17 protein-coding genes and 1 tRNA gene are annotated in these 17,731 nt (G+C 68.5%); 9 read left to right on the top strand and 9 right to left on the bottom strand.

The features are described from left to right. Positions 1-79 precede the first annotated feature (79 nt). Genes ACZYRS_RS04080 through ACZYRS_RS04090 form a run of 3 tightly spaced genes read right to left on the bottom strand, consistent with a single transcriptional unit; the run spans position 80 to position 6,011 of the window. Positions 80-1,501 carry an efflux transporter outer membrane subunit gene (locus ACZYRS_RS04080; protein WP_198788379.1) on the bottom strand — a complete coding sequence of 474 codons (1,422 nt, stop codon included), beginning with the start codon at positions 1,499-1,501 and terminating at the stop codon, positions 80-82. Beyond that, positions 1,494-4,658, bottom strand: a complete 3,165-nt coding sequence (locus tag ACZYRS_RS04085) for an efflux RND transporter permease subunit (protein WP_198788380.1) — start codon at positions 4,656-4,658, stop codon at positions 1,494-1,496. Before ACZYRS_RS04085 ends, ACZYRS_RS04080 begins: the two co-directional genes overlap by 8 nt. A 15-nt stretch (positions 4,659-4,673) precedes the next feature. Next, positions 4,674-6,011 carry an efflux RND transporter periplasmic adaptor subunit gene (locus tag ACZYRS_RS04090; protein WP_463418209.1) on the bottom strand — a complete coding sequence of 446 codons (1,338 nt, stop codon included), beginning with the start codon at positions 6,009-6,011 and terminating at the stop codon, positions 4,674-4,676. A gap of 182 nt (positions 6,012-6,193) precedes the next feature. On the opposite strand from ACZYRS_RS04090, the gene ACZYRS_RS04095 reads away from it, so the two are divergent. The 5 genes from ACZYRS_RS04095 (at position 6,194) to ACZYRS_RS04115 (ending at position 9,594) form a co-directional block, all read left to right on the top strand. Next, a complete protein-coding gene (locus ACZYRS_RS04095; protein WP_443083374.1) occupies positions 6,194-6,862 on the top strand; it encodes a TetR family transcriptional regulator in 669 nt (222 codons plus the stop codon). Positions 6,863-6,905: 43 nt separating this feature from the next. Next, a tRNA-Arg gene (locus tag ACZYRS_RS04100) sits at positions 6,906-6,980 on the top strand. Between the two features lie 157 nt (positions 6,981-7,137). Next, positions 7,138-8,358: an MFS transporter gene (locus tag ACZYRS_RS04105; protein ID WP_463418210.1), complete on the top strand. Its 1,221-nt coding sequence runs from the start codon at positions 7,138-7,140 to the stop codon at positions 8,356-8,358. Between the two features lie 214 nt (positions 8,359-8,572). Then, positions 8,573-8,794: a hypothetical protein gene (locus ACZYRS_RS04110; protein WP_198788443.1), complete on the top strand. Its 222-nt coding sequence runs from the start codon at positions 8,573-8,575 to the stop codon at positions 8,792-8,794. Positions 8,795-8,865: 71 nt separating this feature from the next. After that, positions 8,866-9,594, top strand: coding sequence for a glutathione S-transferase (locus tag ACZYRS_RS04115; protein WP_463418211.1), 729 nt, complete (start codon positions 8,866-8,868; stop codon positions 9,592-9,594). 4 nt (positions 9,595-9,598) lie between these two features. Here the strand turns inward: ACZYRS_RS04115 and rsmI are convergent, their stop codons facing one another. After that, positions 9,599-10,555: a 16S rRNA (cytidine(1402)-2'-O)-methyltransferase gene (gene rsmI, locus ACZYRS_RS04120; protein WP_463418212.1), complete on the bottom strand. Its 957-nt coding sequence runs from the start codon at positions 10,553-10,555 to the stop codon at positions 9,599-9,601. A gap of 51 nt (positions 10,556-10,606) precedes the next feature. On the opposite strand from rsmI, the gene ACZYRS_RS04125 reads away from it, so the two are divergent. The 3 genes from ACZYRS_RS04125 (at position 10,607) to ACZYRS_RS04135 (ending at position 12,521) form a co-directional block, all read left to right on the top strand. Continuing rightward, entirely contained in the window at positions 10,607-10,990 is a 384-nt protein-coding gene (locus tag ACZYRS_RS04125) for a YraN family protein (protein ID WP_463418213.1), read from the top strand. Positions 10,991-11,076: 86 nt separating this feature from the next. Beyond that, positions 11,077-11,721, top strand: coding sequence for an SIS domain-containing protein (locus ACZYRS_RS04130; RefSeq protein WP_463418214.1), 645 nt, complete (start codon positions 11,077-11,079; stop codon positions 11,719-11,721). Then, entirely contained in the window at positions 11,718-12,521 is an 804-nt protein-coding gene (locus ACZYRS_RS04135) for a BON domain-containing protein (protein WP_463418215.1), read from the top strand. The genes ACZYRS_RS04130 and ACZYRS_RS04135 overlap by 4 nt, the downstream gene beginning before the upstream one ends. Positions 12,522-12,551: 30 nt before the next feature. Here ACZYRS_RS04135 and ACZYRS_RS04140 read toward each other — a convergent pair whose 3' ends face one another. The 3 genes from ACZYRS_RS04140 to ACZYRS_RS04150 all read right to left on the bottom strand — a co-directional run bounded on the left by ACZYRS_RS04140 (position 12,552) and on the right by ACZYRS_RS04150 (position 15,846). After that, positions 12,552-13,460: an NAD(P)-dependent oxidoreductase gene (locus ACZYRS_RS04140; RefSeq protein WP_463418216.1), complete on the bottom strand. Its 909-nt coding sequence runs from the start codon at positions 13,458-13,460 to the stop codon at positions 12,552-12,554. Between the two features lie 67 nt (positions 13,461-13,527). Continuing rightward, positions 13,528-14,664: a PilT/PilU family type 4a pilus ATPase gene (locus ACZYRS_RS04145; RefSeq protein ID WP_198788390.1), complete on the bottom strand. Its 1,137-nt coding sequence runs from the start codon at positions 14,662-14,664 to the stop codon at positions 13,528-13,530. A gap of 138 nt (positions 14,665-14,802) precedes the next feature. After that, on the bottom strand, positions 14,803-15,846 hold the full coding sequence (locus ACZYRS_RS04150; RefSeq protein WP_463418217.1) for a type IV pilus twitching motility protein PilT: 1,044 nt from the start codon (positions 15,844-15,846) through the stop codon (positions 14,803-14,805). A gap of 51 nt (positions 15,847-15,897) precedes the next feature. On the opposite strand from ACZYRS_RS04150, the gene ACZYRS_RS04155 reads away from it, so the two are divergent. Beyond that, entirely contained in the window at positions 15,898-16,599 is a 702-nt protein-coding gene (locus tag ACZYRS_RS04155; RefSeq protein ID WP_463418218.1) for a YggS family pyridoxal phosphate-dependent enzyme, read from the top strand. Between the two features lie 12 nt (positions 16,600-16,611). Here ACZYRS_RS04155 and ACZYRS_RS04160 read toward each other — a convergent pair whose 3' ends face one another. Together ACZYRS_RS04160 and ACZYRS_RS04165 are read right to left on the bottom strand one after the other, a co-directional pair. Then, the gene (locus ACZYRS_RS04160) at positions 16,612-17,079 is read right to left on the bottom strand and encodes an Lrp/AsnC ligand binding domain-containing protein (RefSeq protein ID WP_198788393.1); all 468 of its coding nucleotides are present in this window, start codon (positions 17,077-17,079) and stop codon (positions 16,612-16,614) included. Positions 17,080-17,218: 139 nt separating this feature from the next. Continuing rightward, positions 17,219-17,683: a hypothetical protein gene (locus ACZYRS_RS04165; protein ID WP_463418219.1), complete on the bottom strand. Its 465-nt coding sequence runs from the start codon at positions 17,681-17,683 to the stop codon at positions 17,219-17,221. Between the last annotated feature and the right edge of the window lie 48 nt (positions 17,684-17,731).

Consider the following 17,731-nt stretch of genomic DNA (forward strand, 5'->3'; position numbering starts at 1 on the left):
TCTAGATCAACCGACGATTATAGAGAGGCCCCCCGCCCCGGCGGGCGATTGGCCTCCCGATATCGGGCGCGCAAGCGCCTCAACCCTTGTCGCGCGTTGCCCAGCCGCCACCCAGCGTCTTGTACAGCGTGACTTGGTTCTGCAGCTGCAGGAGCCGCGCGTTGACCGCCAGTTGCTGCGCCGTGAACAGCGACCGCTGCGCATCGAGCAGGTCGAGCGCGCTGGCAATGCCGTTGCGGTAACGCAGGTCCGAGAGCTTGAAGCGCACCGCTTCCGCGGTGGCCTGCGCGCGTTGCGCACGCACCTCTTCGCCCAGCGTGGCGCGACCGGCCAGCGCATCGGCCACTTCGCGGAACGCGGTCTGGATCGACTTCTCGTACTGCGCGACCGCGATCTCGCGCCCGGCCTTGGACGATTGCAGCGTGGCCCAATTGCGGCCCGCATCGAAGATCGGCAGCGTGACCGTGGGCGCGAACGACCAGGCCTTGGAGCCGCGGTCGAACAGGCCCGAGAACTCGCTGCTCGCCGTGCCGATCGAGCTGGTGAGCGACACCCGCGGGAAGAAGTTCGCGCGCGCCGCGCCGATGTTGGCGTTGGCGGCGATCAGCTGCTGCTCGGCCGCGCGGATGTCGGGCCGCTCGATCAGCATGTCCGAGGGCAGGCCCGCGGGCACGTCGGGCATCGGCTGGATGCCGTCCAGGCCCTTGCTGCCGCCCGAGAGGGCCGTCGCCGGCACCGGCGCGCCCAGCAGCAGGGCGAGCGCGTTCTCGTCCTGCATGCGCGCGCGCTGCTGCTGCGCATAGGTGGCGCGGGCGCTTTCCGCGGCCGTGTTCGCGGCCTGGAAGTCGATTTCGGACGACACGCCGTTGTCGAAGCGCAGCTTTGCGAGGCGCACCGATTCCTCGCGCGTGACCATCGTCTGGCGCGTGATCTCCAGCAGTTCGTCATCGGCCAGGAGCGTGATCCAGCCAGTGGCGACCGAGGCGATCAGGCTGATCTGCGCGGCCTTGCGCGTTTCCTCGGTGGCCAGGTACTGCGCGAGCGCCTGGTCCTTCAGCGCGCGGATGCGGCCGAAGAAGTCCAACTCCCAGGCCGTGAAGCCGAAGTTGACGCTGTACTGCGAGGCCACGCTGCCCTGGCTCGCGTCGATCGCCTGGTAGGCATTGGGGCTCGAGCGCGAGCCCGAACCCGTGAGGCCCAGCGCCGGGAAGAGCGCCGAGCGCTCGATCTGGAACTGCGCGCGCGCCTGCTCGATGTTGAGCACCGATACGCGCAGGTCCCGGTTGTTCGCCAGGGCGGTCTGGATCAGGCCCGCCAGGCGCGGGTCGGTGAAGAAGTCCTGCCACGGCAGGGCCGCGGCGGCCGGGCCGGCCGGCTGCGACGGGTCACCCGGGAAGGTGGTCGGCACCGGCGCGGCGGGGCGCTCGTAGGTCGGGATCAGCGAGCAGCCGGCCAGCAGCATCGCTGCGGCCAAAGCTGTGGGAATCAGTTTTTTAGTCATGCTTGGGTTCCTCCACGATGCCGGCGGCTTCGGCATGCCGCTTGTCGGCCTCACGCTGCCGCGCGCTGCCCTTGAACAGGGTGCGCACGACGACGAAGAACACCGGCACGAAAATCACGGCAAGGGCCGTACCAGTCACCATGCCGCCGAGCACGCCGGTGCCGATGGCGCGCTGGCTGGCCGAGCCGGCGCCCGAGGCGATCACCAGCGGCACGACGCCCAGACCAAAGGCCAGCGAGGTCATCACGATCGGCCGGAACCGCAGGTGGGCCGCGGCCAGCGCCGACTCGACGATGCCCTTGCCCTGCGCCTGCAGGTCCTTGGCGAACTCGATGATCAGAATCGCGTTCTTCGCCGAGAGGCCGATGATGGTGATCAGCCCCACCTGGAAGTACACGTCGTTCGAATAGGCGCGCAGCATCGTTGCCAGCAGCACGCCCAGCACGCCGAGCGGCACCACCAGGATCACCGCCAGCGGGATTGACCAGCTCTCGTACAGCGCGGCCAGGCACAGGAACACAGCCAGGATCGCGAAGCCGTACAGGATGATGGCCTGCGAACCCGCAAGCTTTTCCTCGCGCGACTGGCCGGTCCATTCGAAGCCGAAGCCTTGCGGCAGCTGCGCGGCGAGCTTTTCCATCTCGGCCATCGCGGCACCCGTGCTGAAGCCCGCGGCGGCGTCGCCGCTGATGCGGATCGCGGGGTAGCCGTTGTAGCGCACTGTCTGCGTGGCGCCCGTGACCCACTTGGTGGTCGCGAAGGCCGACAGCGGCACCGGCTGGCCCTGCGTGTTGCTGGCGTTCAGGCGCAGCAGGTCGTCCGGCTGCATGCGGGCCGGCGCATCGGCCTGCACCACCACGCGCTGGAGGCGCCCGCGGTTCGGGAAGTCGTTGATGTAGCTCGAACCCAGGCCCGTGGAGAGCGTCGCATTGATCGCATCGAAGCTCACGCCCAGGGCGTTGGCCTTGTCGCGGTCGATGTCGATCTGCAGCTGCGGCGCGTCTTCCAGGCCGTCGGGGCGAACCTGCGAGAGGATCTTGCTCTGCCCGGCCATGCCCAGGAGCTGGTTGCGTGCGTTGATGAGCGCCTCGTGGCCCGCGCCCGCGCGGTCCTGCAGCCGGAAGCTGAAGCCGCTGGCGTTGCCCAGTTCGGGAATGGGCGGCGGGCTCAGCGGGTAGATGAAGGCGTCGCGGATGCCCGAGAGCGCACCGAAGGCACGGCCGGCCAGCGCGCTGGCCGAGTGGGCCGGGTCCTTGCGTTCTTCCCAGTCCTTCAGCGTCACGAAGGCAAGGCCCGCGTTCTGGCCCTGGCCCGAGAAGCTGAAGCCCATCACGCCGACCATGCTCTGCACTTCGGGCTGCTTCAGGATGAAGCCTTCGACCTGCTGCATGACCGCCAGCGCACGTTCCTGCGTTGCGCCCGGGGGCAACTGCACGTTCACGATGATGTTGCCCTGGTCTTCGGCCGGCAGGAACGAGCTGGGCAGGTGCGTGTAGGTGTAGGCCACCGCGCCGATGATCGCCACGTAGATGATCAGGTAGCGCGCGGCGCGGCGCAGGATGCGCGCGACGATGCTTTCATAGCCCTTGGCCGTGCGCGAGAAGCCGCGGTTGAACCAGCCGAAGAAGCCGCGCTTCTCGTGGTGGTGGCCCGCTTCCACGGGCTTGAGCAGCGTGGCGCACAGCGCCGGCGTGAGCGACAGCGCCATGAAGGCCGAGAAGGCGATCGAGGTCACCATCACCGCCGAGAACTGGCGGTAGATGTTGCCGGTGGAGCCCGCGAAGAACGCGAGCGGCACGAACACCGAGATCAGCACCACCGTCACGCCGATGATGGCGCCGGAGATCTGCTTCATCGCCTTGCGCGTGGCTTCAAGGGGCGAGAGCCCTTCCTCGCTCATGATGCGCTCGACGTTCTCGACCACCACGATCGCATCGTCCACCACGATGCCGATCACCAGCACCATGCCGAACATGGTCAGCACGTTGATCGAGAAACCGAGCGCGAGCAGCGACGCGAACGTGCCCAGGAGCGCGATCGGCACCACGATGGTCGGGATGATCGTGTAGCGCCAGTTCTGCAGGAACAGGAACATCACCACGAACACCAGCGCCACGGCTTCCAGCAGCGTCTTGACCACTTCGGTGATCGAGATCTGCACGAAGCGCGAGCTGTCGTACGGAATGTTCCACTTCACGCCCGGCGGGAAGAAGCGCTCCAGCTCGGTCATCTTGGCGCGGATCGCCTTGGCCGACTGCAGCGCGTTGCCGTTGGGCGTGGGCTGCACGCCGATGCCAACCGCGGGCACGCCGTTCAGGCGCGCCGAGGTGGAGTACGACTGGCCGCCCAGCTCCACGCGCGCGACGTCTTTCAGCCGCACGGCCGAGCCGTCGGTGTTGGCGCGCAGCACGATGTTCTTGAACTGCTCCACGTTGGCCAGCTGGCCGTTCACCACCACGGTGGCCGCGATGGCCTGGCCGGGAATGTTGGGCAGGTCGCCGATGGAGCCGGAGGACACCTGGGCGTTCTGTGCGCGGATCGCGTTGTTCACGTCGGTGGCCGACAGGTTGAAGCCCTGCAGCTTGGCCGGATCGACCCAGATGCGCATGGCGTTCTCGGTGCCGAAGAGCTGCGCCTGGCCCACGCCGACGACGCGCTGCAGCTCGGGCACGATGTTGCGCGAGGCGTAGTCGCCCAGCGCGACCGGGTCGAAGTCCGGGTTGTCCGAGGACAGCATCGCGAACAGCAGGAAGTTGTTGCGCGACTTGTCCACGCGCACGCCCTGCTGCGTCACCGCGGCCGGCAGGCGCGGCGTGGCGCGGGAGAGCCGGTTCTGCACGTCCACCTGCGCGAGGTCGTCGTTGGTGCCGGCCTCGAAGCTGATCGTGATGGAGCCGGTGCCGTCGGCCTGGGCCACCGATTCCATGTAGATCAGGCCCGGCGAGCCGTTCATTTCGCGCTCGATGACGGACAGCACGCTGTCCTCCAGCGTCTGGGCCGAGGCGCCGGGGTAGGCGACGTTGATCACGATGGCCGGAGGGGCCACCGGCGGGTACTGCGAGATCGGCAACTGGGTGATTGCCACGCCGCCCATCACCAGGATGAACAGCGCGATCACCCAGGCAAAGATCGGTCGGTCGATAAAGAATTTGGCCATGCGGCGCGCTCCTGATTACTTCTTCTCGGCCGGCGCGGAAGCCTGGCCGTTGGCGGCGGGGGCTGCCGCGGGTGCGGCGGCCGGTGCCGCTGCAGCCGGTGCGGCTGCGGGGGCGGCGCCCGGTGCAGGTGCTGCGGGCGCAGGGGCCGCGTTCGGGTCCGGCTTCTTCCACGGCACGGCCTTCACGGGCGTTCCGGGCGGCATCATCTGCAGCTTCTGGAAGCCGTCGACCATCACCTGTTCGCCGGCCTTCAGGCCGTCCAGCACCACCCACTGGTTGTCCTTGGCGGCGCTGATCTTCACGGTGCGCTTGCTGATCTTGCCGTCCTTGTCGACCACCGAGACGGTGTCGCCCTGCTGGGTGCGGGTGACCGCCTGCTGCGGCAGCGTGATCGCGTTGGTGGCCTGTGCCTGCTCGAGCTTCACGCGCACGTACAGGCCGGGCAGCAGCTCGCCCTTGGGGTTGGGCACTTCGGCGCGCAGCGTGACCTGGCCGGTGGTCGAATCCACCGTGAGGTCGGAGAACAGCAGCTTGCCGGGCAGCGGGTAGTCGCTGCCGTCTTCCAGCACGACGCTCACGCTGGCGGCTTCTTCGCCGCCGGCGCGCTTGTACTGGCCGGCGGCCAGCGCGCGGCGCAGCTTCAGCACGTCGGAGGCCGACTGCGTGAAGTTCACGTACACCGGGTTGATCTGCTGCACCACGGCCAGTTCGGTGGCGTCGCCCTGGCCCACCAGCGCGCCTTCGGTCACGAGGGCGCGGCCGATGCGGCCCGCGATGGGGGAGGTCACGTCGGCATAGCCGAGGTTGATCTTGGCGGTCGTCACTGCGGCGCGGCCCGAGGCCACGTCGGCTTCAGCGGTCTTTTGCGAGGCGACGGCGGTGGCGTATTCCTGCTTGCTTACCGCGTTGGCTTCGACCAGCGGCTTGTAGCGGTCGGCCAGGGCCTTGGCCTGCACGGCGTTGGCTTCGGCGCGGGCCAGCGTGGCCTGGGCGTTCTGCGAAGCGGCCACCAGCGGTGCCGGATCGATGCGGAACAGGAGCTGGCCGGCCTTCACGTCGCTGCCTTCGCGGAACTCGCGCTTGAGCAGGATGCCCGAGGCCCGGGCGCGGACCTGCGCGATGCGCGAGGCCTCCAGGCGGCCCGGCAGTTCGGTCACGAGGCCGACATCGGTCGGCGTGGCGACCACGACGCCCACCTCAGGGGCCGGCGGGTGACCGCCGCCGCCTGCGCCGCCCGGGCCGGCGGGTGCATCGCCCTTGCCGCAGCCCGCGAGGACCAACAGGACAACGGCGGCCACGGTCGCGAGACGCGGCGAAAAGGACGATGGGCGCGAGACATGCAGGAGAGGCATGCGATTCCTTTGAAGCGAAGACGGGAGATGGCGGTGTGTTCGCACTGCGAACAGGATGACAGCATAAACAGCCGGGCCATCGGGGAAGCCCGGTAGTTTACATACATTCATGGATGTATAGTGACTCTGTTAATGGCCCCACGATAAGCAAGGGGCGTTCGCTTTACAAATCAGGAGACTTGGTGGCACGTCGTACGAAGGAAGAGGCATTGGCCACGCGGAATCGGTTGCTCGATGCCGCGGAGCTGCTGTTTCAGGCGCAAGGCGTCTCGCAGACCTCGCTGCAGCAGATCGCGCAGCAGGCCGGCGCGACGCGCGGCGCCATCTACTGGCACTTCAAGGACAAGGCCGACCTCTTCAACGCGATGATGGAGCGCGTCATCCTGCCGCTGGAGGCCGCGCCCAAGAGCGATGCTGCCGCCGCGAGCGACGATCCGCTGGTCGAGATCGAGGAGGGCATGGTCCACGCGCTGACCCTCATGACCACCGACCCGCAGGTGCGCCGCGTGTTCGACGTGGCCACCCACAAGGTCGAATACACCCACGACATGGCCTCGGTGCAGCAGCGCCACCTGGATGCGCGCAACGCCTGCGTGGTCGATTTCGAAAAAGCATTGCGCCTGGCCGCGCGCCGCGCCCACGTCAAGCTGCCGGTGCCCGGCCACGTGGCGGCGCAGGGCATGCATGCGCTGATCAGCGGCCTCATTCAGAACTGGCTGCTCGACCCCGAGGCCTTCGACCTGGTGCCCACGGGCCGTCGCACCTTCCGCGTCTATCTGGCGGGGCTGGGCTTCGAGCGGCCGGCGGCCGACGCGGTGGCCGCGAACGAAGCAGAAAGCGCCGTCGCCTGATAGGCGATAATCTCTGGCTCCGGAGGTTTTCCGGAGCCCCTCTCTCGCTGTATTTCAACGGATAGAATTCGGCCCTCCGAAGGCTGAGATCCAGGTTCGATTCCTGGCGGCGGGACCAGATCCAAAGCCGGAAGCTTGCAAAAGCTTCCGGCTTTTTTTCATGACGGTCTGACGAATCCGGGCATCGGCGAGACAATCGCCGCGCTTGTCGTCCGCTCTTTGTCCGCGTTGCGTTCGCGCTGCGGGCCGGGGCCGCAACCCGGACCTTTTCGCGCATGTCATCGCCGCTCCCCGCTCCAACCCCCACCCCTGCTTTTTCCCTGTGGCGCATCGCCGTGCGGGCGTTTGCGCCTTCGTTGCTCTTCGGGCTGGGCGAAGGCGCCATCCTGCCGATCGTGCCGCTGACGGCGCGCGACCTGGGCGCTTCCGTGCCCATGGCCGCGCTGGTGATCGCGATGATCGGCATCGGCTCGCTGTTCAACAACATCCCCGCTTCGATGATCACGATGCGCTGGGGCGAGCGCTGGGCCATCGTCGCGGCGGGCGTGTGGAGCGGCCTGGGCATGCTGCTGTGCGTGCTGACCTCGCACCTGGGCCTGTTCGCCGCGGGCTGCTTCATGGTGGGCATGTCGCAGGCCGTCTACAACCTCGCGCGCCAGAGCTACATGACCGAGGCGGTGCCCATCGAATACCGCGCGCGGGCGCTCTCGACGCTGGGCGGCGTCATGCGCATCGGCATGTTCGCCGGGCCGTTTATCGCGGCCGGAGCGGTGCATCTGTTCGGCCTCTCCGCGGCTTACGTGGTCGGCATCGTGGCGGTGATGGGGGCCGCGGCCATCGGCGCGCGCATTCCCGACCTGGAGGCGCCGCCGGTCCCGGCCGGGCAGGCGACTCCGGCCTCGACCTCCGTCCTCTCGACCCTGCGGGACCACCGGCGCGTGTTCCTCACGCTGGGCCTGGGCGTGGTGCTGGTCAGCGCGGTGCGGGCCTCGCGCCAGGCCGTGATCCCGCTGTGGGCCGACCACCTGATGCTGGCGCCCTCGGTGGCCTCGCTGATCTACGGCCTGGCGGGCGGCATCGACATGCTGGTGTTCTATCCGGCCGGCAAGGTGATGGACAGGAAGGGCCGGCGCTGGGTCGCGGTGCCTTCGATGCTGATCATGGGGCTGGCGATGCTGCTGATGCCGCTCACGACCGGCGTCGTCACGCTGCTGCTCGCGTCGCTGGCGATCGGCTTCGGCAACGGCATCGGCTCGGGAATGATCATGACCATCGGCGCCGACCACTCGCCGCGCCACGGCCGCGCGCACTTCCTGGGCATATGGCGCCTGATGTCCGACATCGGCTCCTCCTGCGGCCCGGCGCTGCTGTCGCTCCTGGCGGGCGGGCTGTCGCTGGCCGCGGGCATCGCCGTGACCGGGCTGATCGCCTTCGCCGCTGCGGGAACGCTGGCGTACTGGCTTCCGCGCAAGGTGATTGCAGCGGTCCGGAAGTGATCGCCGACACTGCCCGGCAGCGGCATCGCCGGGGCCCGATGCGGTACCATGGCTTTCCCCCCGTTGGGTGAGACTCCTGGCGGTGAGACCCCTGCAAGACCGGAAGCCTCCCAAGGCGTCCGGTCTTTTTCTTTCCCCCTCGACGTTCTCCCCCACGACCATTCACCGCGCGCCGGCGTCGCTTCGCCACCGCGCACATGCAAGATTTCCATCGATGACGGAGTTGACTGATCTGGACGAGGCCAGCCTGGCGGAACATGCCGCGGAGTGGCGCCGGCGCGCGCTGCGCGGTGAGAAACAGGCGCGCGGCATCGCGCATGCCCTCGAGACCGAGATGCGCCGCCGCTCCGGCGACACGCTCACCCAGAACATCGACCTCGACACCCGCCCGCAGGCGCTGCGCCTGGCGCCGCGGCCGTGGTGGAAATTCTGGTGAGCCTGTCGGACCGCGCCGCCTGAGCGTCCCGGCCGGTTGCGGGGTCCGGCGGACCCTGACACCATGGCCGCATGCCCTACCAACTCCATTACTGGCCCACGATCCAGGGCCGCGGTGAATTCGTGCGGCTCGCGCTCGAAGCAGCGGGTGCCGACTATGTCGATGTGGCGCGGCTGCCCGAATCCAAAGGCGGCGGCGAGTCCGCACTCGGCGAGCGGCTGGGCGACCCCAACAACGCCCGCGCCGCGTTCGCGCCGCCTTTCCTGGTCGATGGCGACATCGTGGTGGGCCAGACCGCCGCGATCCTGCTGTACCTCGGGCCGCGCCTGGGGCTCTCGGGCGTCGGCGAGTCCGATGGCCTGTGGACGCACCAGCTGCAGCTCACCATCGCCGACGCGGTGGCCGAGGCGCACGACACGCACCATCCGATCTCGACCGGCGCCTATTACGAAGACCAGCGCGATGCAGCCGTGCAGCGCGCGCAGTCCTTCCGTGAAGAGCGGATTCCCAAGTTCCTGAACTGGTTCGAGCAAGTGCTCCAGCGCAACCCCGCGGGCGACCTGCACCTGGTCGGCGACATGCTGACCTATGCCGATCTCTCGCTGTTCCAGCTGGTCGACGGCCTGCACTATGCATTCCCGAAGGCCACCGCCCGAGCACTGGCCCGCACGCCGGCCGTCGAGAAATTGCACGCCAACGTCAAGCGCCGCCAGCGTGTGCACGACTACCTGCAGAGCCCGCGCCGCATCGCGTTCAACGAGGACGGGATCTTCAGGCGGTATGCGGAGCTGGACGGCTAGTTAGTCAGTCGCTCGGCTCGTCGCCGCCGTCATTGCGGATGCGCAGCGCCGTTTCGTACAGCGCATTGCGCGGCGCACCGCTGATCTCGGCGGCCAGCCGCACCGCGGTCTTCACCGGCAGTTCGGCCAGCAGCAGTCGCAGTACGCGCTCGCCTTCCGCGCCGCCGTCGCCGCTCACCGCGACCGGGTGCAGCACCAGCGCGAATTCGCCCCGGATGCGGTCACGGTCCGCTGCGAACCAGTCGGGCAGGGCGCTCGCCGCCGCCGTCGCGATGTCCTCGAACTGCTTGGTGAGCTCACGGCCCACGGTGATGCGGCGCTCGCCCAGCACGGCGAGCGCACGCGCGAGGCTTTCGATGCGGTGCGGCGCCTCCAGCAGCACCACGGCGCGCGGCTCCTGCGAGAGGGCCTGCACGGCGGTGTCGCGCTCGCCGGCCTTACTCGGCAGGAAGCCCGCGAAGACGAAGGCGCTGCTCGCGTTGCCATCCGCGCCGTCCGCCACGAGCCCGGCCGCACCGATCAGCGTCGTGACGCTGCTCGCGCCCGGCAGCGGCAGCACGCGCTGGCCTGCGGCGCGCACCGCGGCGACCAGCCGCGCGCCAGGGTCGCTCACGCCGGGGGTGCCGGCGTCGCTCACGTACGCGATGCGCTCGCCCTGCGCGAGGCGCGCGACCACCGCTTGCGCGGCCTCGGCCTCGTTGTGCTGGTGCACTGCAAGCAGCCGGGCGCCGGGGCGGTCGATGCCGTAGGCGCGCAGGAGGCTCTGGGTGTGGCGCGTGTCCTCGCAGGCGATCACGTCCACCAGCTGCAGCACGTGCAGCGCGCGCAGCGTGATGTCGGCCAGGTTGCCGATCGGCGTGGCAACGACGTAGAGCGTGGCCTGCGGATAATGCTGCGCACCCGCGGCGTCGTGCGCGGCCGCAAGGGCGGCGCCGAAAGAAGCAGGGGCGAGTGAAGCCAAGAGGTTTCTCCGTGAGAGCGAACGACAAAAAAGAGAAGACGGCAGGGAGCCATGAAGACCACCACCACCAGCACCACGAAGCGTCGCGGCGATGCGGCGGAAGACGCCGCGCTCGAACACCTGCAGGACGCCGGCCTTGCGCTGATCGCGCGCAATTATCGAACGCCCGGGCGCGGCGGCGGCGAGATCGACCTGATCATGCGCGATCCGCGTGATCCGCGCGGCGCAACCCTGGTGTTCGTCGAGGTGCGCCAGCGCAGCGCCGGCACGCATGGCGGCGCGGGCGGCAGCATCACCGGGCCCAAGCAGCGGCGCATCGTGTTCGCCGCGCAGCATTACCTGAGCCGGCTGCGCGCGGTGCCGCCATGCCGTTTCGACGTGGTGCTGGTGGAGGAGAAAATCACCTGGTTGCGGGCCGCGTTCGACGCGGGCTGACGCGCCTTCCAAGGGAACTGAAGCCTTCGGGCTGGCTCCACAACTCACACGTCTTGTTTCACCACCCCCAGTTATCATCCCGCCTCATGCTCGAGCAACGGATTCAGCAGCACTTCATCGACAGTGCCGACCTCAAATACCAGACCGGACCGGTCCTGAGCAAACCCATCTCTCAAGCGATGCAGGCCATCCTGGCCTGCGTGACCAGCGGCGGCAAGGTGCTGGCCTGCGGCGCGGGTGTCTCGGGCCTCCTGGCCGCGCAGTTCGCCGCGCAGTTCGTCGGCCGCTTCGAGCGCGAGCGCCCGGAGCTGGGCGCCATCGCATTGCCCGGCGACACCACCGACCCCAACGCCGACAGCGCCAATGCCATGGATGCCGACCGGTTCGCGCGCCAGGTGCGTGCGCTCGGCCAGGCCGGCGACGTGCTGCTCGCCTTGAGCGCGAGCGGGCAGTCGGCCGCCGTGCTGGCTGCCGTGCTGGCCGCGCACGAGCGCGACATGACCGTGGTCGCCCTGCTCGGCAACGCCGTCTCGGGCCCGCCCGCGGGGCCCGGCGCGGGCAGCAGCGGCACCGGCGGCGTCATCGGCCGCGCGCTGCGCGAAACCGACGTCCAGATCAGCGTGCCGCACGAGCGTGCGGCGCGCATCCATGAAGTCCACCTGCTCGCGCTGCACTGCCTGTGCGACGGCGTGGATGCCCAGTTACTCGGAGAACAGGAAGCTTCCTCATGACCATGACGACCATGACAAAGACGTCGACCCGGCGTTTCGCCCTCGCACTCACCCTGGGTGCCGCACTGGTCGCCGGTCTCTCCGCCTGCGTGCCGCTCGTGGTGGGCGGCGCCGCGGTGGTGGGCGTGGGCATGGTGGCGACCGATCGCCGCAGCTCCGGCGCGCAACTGGACGACCAGGGCATCGAGCTGCGCGCCGCCGCCCGCGTGCGTGACATCGCCAACGACCAGATGTACGTGAGCGTCACCAGCTACAACCGCCAGGTGCTCTTGACCGGCGCGGTGGGCAACGAGGCCGACCGCCGCCGCGTGGAGGACGAGGTGAGCCGCATCGTCAACGTGCGCTCCGTGGTGAACGAGCTCACGCTGGGCGCGCCCAGCACCTTCCAGGACCGCTCCAACGACCTCTACATCACCGGCAAGGTGAAGGCCTCGCTGCTCGATGCGAAGGACATCTTCGCCAACTCGTTCAAGGTGACGACCGAGCGCGGCGTGGTGTACCTCATGGGCATCGCCACGCGGCGCGAGACCGATCGCGCGACCGAGATCACGCGCGGCGTGGGCGGCGTGATGAAGGTGGTGCGCGTGGTCGAGGTGGTGAGCGAAGCCGACCTTGCCGCCAGCCAGGCGGCGAACCAGTCCGCGGCGCAGCGCGGCGGCACGGGCCCGGCGCCGGTGAGCAACGCGACGCCTTCGTCGTCTTCTTCGTCCTCGCGCGTGCCGCTGCCGCCGATGGAGCCGCTGCCCGCGCCGGGCTCGGCGCCCGGGCAGCCGGCGGTGACGACTTCGCCGGTCCGCTGAAACCAAAAAGCCCGCTTCCGCGGGCTTTTTTCATTTGAGCCGGATGATCAGGCTCGAGGTATCCCAGCGCCTGCCGCCGGCCTGCTGCACGTCGGCGTAGAACTGGTCCACCAGCGCGGTCACCGGCACGCGCGCGCCGTTGCGCTTGGCTTCGTCGAGCACCAGGCCCAGGTCCTTGCGCATCCAGTCGACGGCAAAGCCGTAGTCGAACTTGCCCTCGATCATGGTCTTGCCGCGGTTGTCCATCTGCCAGCTCTGGGCCGCGCCCTTGCCGATGACGCCGAGCACGGCTTCCATGTCCAGGCCCGCGCGCTGGCCGAAGGCGATGGCTTCGGACAGGCCCTGCACCAGGCCCGCGATGGCGATCTGGTTCACCATCTTTGCGAGCTGGCCGGCACCGCTTTCGCCCAGCAGCGTGACCGCGCGCGAAAACGCCGCGGCCACCGGCTTGATGCGCTCGAAGGAGGCAGCGTCGCCGCCGCACATCACGGTGAGCGCGCCGTTCTGCGCGCCGGCCTGGCCGCCGGACACCGGCGCGTCGATGAAGTGCAGGCCCAGCGCCTGGGCGGCCTTCGACAGCTCGCGGGCCACGTCGGCCGAGGCGGTCGTGTGGTCGACGAGCACCGCGCCCTTCTTCATGCCGGCGAAAGCGCCGTCGTCGCCCAGCACCACGGAGCGCAGGTCCTCGTCGTTGCCGACGCAGCAGAACACGATGTCGGCGCCCGCCGCCGCTTCGCGCGGGGTGGCGGCATGGCGGCCCGGCGGGCCGAATTCGGCGGCCCACGCCTCGGCCTTGGCGGCCGTGCGGTTGTAGACCGTGACGCTGTGGCCGGCCTTGGCCAGGTGGCCGGCCATCGGCCCGCCCATGACGCCCAGGCCGAGAAAAGCGACCGTCTGCGCGGGGATGGATTCGTAGGTTCGGGTGTTGATGCTGCTCATGGGCCAAGAGCTTAAAGCCATTCGCCCCGGGCGCCGCAGCGTGCCGCGGCGCCACCCCACGCGCCGGTCAGATGATCGCGAAGTGCTCCGTGCCGGCCGCCAGGTCCGTGCTGCGCGCGCGCTGGCTGTTGAGCTTGATCTGCAGCCGCAGGTCGTTGGCCGAGTCGGCGTTGCGGATGGCGTCGTCGAAGGTGATCGAGTGGCTCTCGAACAGGTCGAAGAGCGCCTGGTCGAAGGTCTGCATGCCCAGGTTGCGGCTCTTCTTCATGATCTCCTTGATCTCGCCCACTTCGCCCTTGAAGATCAGGTCGGAGATGAGCGGCGTGTTCAGCAGCACCTCGACGGCCGCCACGCGGCCCTGGCCGTCTTCGGTGGGCACCAGGCGCTGCGAGACCAGCGAGCGCAGGTTCAGCGACAGGTCCATCAGCAGCTGCGCGCGGCGCTCTTCGGGGAAGAAGTTGATGATCCGGTCCAGCGCCTGGTTGGCGCTGTTGGCGTGCAGCGTGGCCATGCACAGGTGACCGGTTTCGGCGAAGGCCACCGCGTGCTCCATGGTTTCGCGGTCGCGGATTTCGCCCATCAGGATCACGTCGGGCGCCTGGCGCAGCGTGTTCTTCAGAGCCGCTTCCCAGCTGTCGGTGTCGATGCCCACTTCGCGCTGCGTCACCACGCAGTTCTTGTGCGGGTGCACGAATTCGACCGGGTCTTCGACCGTGACGATGTGGCCGTAGGAGTTTTCGTTGCGCCAGTCGATCATCGCGGCCAGCGTGGTCGACTTGCCCGAGCCCGTGGCGCCCACCAGGATGGTGAGGCCGCGCTTGGTCATCGACACGTCCTTGAGCACCTGCGGCATGCCCAGCCCGTCGATGGTCGGCAGCTTGGCCGGAATGGTCCGCAGCACCATGCCGACCTTGCCCTGCTGCACGAAGGCGTTGACGCGAAAACGGCCGATGCCGGTCGGCGAAATCGCGAAGTTGCACTCCTTGGTGCGCTCGAAATCGGCCACCTGCCGGTCGTTCATGACCGAGCGCGTGAGCGCCAGCGTGTGCTGCGCGCCGAGCGCCTGCTGCGACACCTTGGTGACCTTGCCGTCCACCTTGATCGCGGGCGGGAAATCGGCGGTGATGAACAGGTCGCTGCCGTTGCGGCTCACCATGAGTTTGAGCAGGTCGTTGATGAACTGGCTGGCTTGATCGCGTTCCATGAGAGCGCTCCTTGATCTCTGTTTAGTTTGAACCTGCCGGCGGCCGACCGCCGGGCCGCCCCAAGGCGGCCGCGCCTCCCCCGTGGGGGGTGGAGTTACACGAAGCGCAGCGAAGTGAAAAGCCGGGGGGCGTCATGACTAGCCGGGGAAATTCTCGGGAATCTTTGCCTTGCCGCGGGCTTCGGCGGCGGAAATCGTGTTGCGGCGAACCAGCTCCGTCAGGTTCTGGTCCAGCGTCTGCATGCCGGCGCCCTGGCCGGTCTGGATCGACGAATACATCTGCGCCACCTTGGCCTCGCGGATCAGGTTCCGGATGGCGGGCGTGCCCAGCATGATCTCGTGCGCCGCCACGCGGCCCTGGCCGTCCTTGGTCTTGCACAGTGTCTGCGAAATCACCGCCTGCAGCGACTCCGAGAGCATCGCGCGGATCATTTCCTTTTCCTCGCCCGGGAACACGTCGATGATCCGGTCGATGGTCTTGGCGGCCGACGAGGTGTGCAGCGTGCCGAACACCAGGTGGCCCGTTTCGGCCGCGGTCATCGCGAGGCGAATGGTTTCCAGGTCGCGCAGCTCGCCCACGAGAATGGCGTCCGGGTCTTCGCGCAACGCCGAGCGCAGCGCGTTGGCGAACGACAGCGTCATCGGTCCCACTTCGCGCTGGTTGATCAGGCACTTCTTGGATTCGTGCACGAATTCGATCGGGTCTTCCACCGTGAGGATGTGGCCGTACTCGTTTTCGTTGAGGTAGTTCACCATCGCCGCCAGCGTGGTCGACTTGCCCGAGCCCGTGGGGCCCGTCACCAGCACCAGCCCGCGGGGCTTGAGGGCCAGTTCGCCGAAAATCTTCGGCGCGTTCAGCTGCTCGAGCGTGAGGATCTTGGAGGGAATGGTCCGGAACACCGCGGCCGCGCCGCGTGCCTGGTTGAAGGCGTTCACGCGGAAGCGCGCGAGGCCGTCGATCTCGAACGAGAAGTCGACCTCCAGGAATTCTTCGTAGTGCTTGCGGTGCGTGTCGCTCATGATGTCGTACACCATCGCGTGCACGCCCTTGTGGTCGAGCGCATCGACGTTGATGCGGCGCACGTCGCCGTTCACGCGGATCATGGGCGGAAGCCCGGCCGACAGGTGCAGGTCGGAGGCTTTGTTCTTGACGCTGAATGCCAGCAATTGGGTGATGTCCACGGGGCTCCTCGGCTCGAGTTCGGTGACGTTTTGATACGATTTTGGACGATTATGACGATGATTGGCGACGACCTCCAGCAAGTAAAGACGCGGATCATGGAGGCATGTGTAACGGCCGGCCGCGACCCGGCCGGGGTCCGGCTGCTGGCGGTGTCCAAGACCTTCGGGGCCGAGGCGGTGCGCGAAGCACATGCGGCGGGCCAATCGGCCTTCGGCGAGAACTACGTGCAGGAGGGCCTGGACAAGATCGAGGCGCTCGCCGATCTGCGCGCCTCCCTCGAATGGCACTGCATCGGCCCTCTGCAGAGCAACAAGACGCGGCCCGTGGCCGAGCAGTTCGACTGGGTCCACAGCATCGACCGGCTCAAGATCGCCGAGCGCCTGTCGGCCCAGCGGCCGGCCCATCTGCCGCCGCTCAATGTATGCCTTCAGGTTAACGTGGACGGCGGCGCGAACAAGTCCGGCGTGCCGCCGCAAGAGGCGCTCGAACTCGCCCGCGCTGTGGCGGCGTTGCCACATCTGAGGCTGCGCGGGCTCATGGCGATCCCCGAACCGGCGCCCGATTTCGCGGCGCAGCGCAACCTGTGCCTGCGCGCGCATGCGGTTTTCGAGTCGATCCGGGGGGCGGGCATCGCGCTGGACACGCTGTCGCTCGGCATGAGCGCAGACCTCGAGGCGGCGATCAGCGCCGGCAGCACGATGGTGCGCATCGGCACGGCCATCTTCGGCGGCCGGGCGAAGAAGCCGGCCTGAGCTTTCAGCGCCTCAGAGGCCGAGCGGCAACCGCGCGCTGCTCTTGACTTCTTCCATCACCGCATAGGTCCGCGTCTCGCGCACGCCGGGCAGTTGCCACAGCACCGTGCCCGCGAACTCGCGGTAGGCGGCCATGTCGGCCATGCGGGTCTTGAGCAGGTAGTCGAAGCCGCCGGCGACCATGTGGCATTCCATGATCTCGTCGCGCACCTGCACCGCGGCCTTGAACTGGTCGAACACGTTGGGCGTGGTGCGGTCCAGCAGCACCTCCACGAACACGGTGAAGCCGCGGCCCAGCTTCTCGGGGTCGAGCCGCGCCTCGTAGCCCAGGATGAAGCCGTCGCGCGTCAGGCGCTGCACGCGCGCCAGCACCGCGGTGGGCGAGAGCGCCACCGCCTCGGCCAGCTTGAGGTTGGTGATGCGCCCGTCCTCCTGAAGAATCTTCAAGAGGCGAAGGTCGATGCGGTCCAGGTCGAGCATTGGAGAATTATCCGGTTCCTGCATCGATTCTTTGCGAAAGATGCGGCCTATGGCTGTTGGCCATAGGAGATAGAACCAAGGAAATGCCCTGTGCCTACCCTGCGCCTACCCTCCGCGCGGTACCCCGTTCCATTTCGGCTCAGCGAACGGTGGTGCGCGACTGCGCGGCCGCCTGCCGGCTGGTGAACTGCTCGACCAGCGCGCCGTAGGCGGGGCTCGCGCGCAGCTTGGTGTATTCGGCCATGGCCTGGCGATAGGCGGGGCGCGTCGTGTCGGCGCCGGCTTCGCCGTTCTGCTGCGCGGCGAGGCCGGACTGGATCCACAGCCGCGTGTCCGCCGCCACGTCGGCGCGGCTGTTCGCGGAGACGACCGCCGCCTGCTGCGCGAGCCCGTCTGTGTAGCCCTGCGTGGGCGCGCTCCTGAGCCACTGCTGCGCGTCGGCCGTCACCGCGGCGCGCGTCGTGGACGAGGCGAGCGGCACCGGCCGCGGATCGCCCTCGGCGTAGTTGCCGGCAAGGCTCGGCGCGGAGGCGAGGGCCAGCAATGTCGCGACGGCCGTGGTGCCCAGGATGCGGGTGGTGCGGGTGGTGGACGAGAACTTCATTCGCTGACTCCTTGAGGTGACTGGGTTGGTGAAGCCAACTCTATGAAG

This window comes from Variovorax sp. AC194 (genome assembly GCF_979257995.1).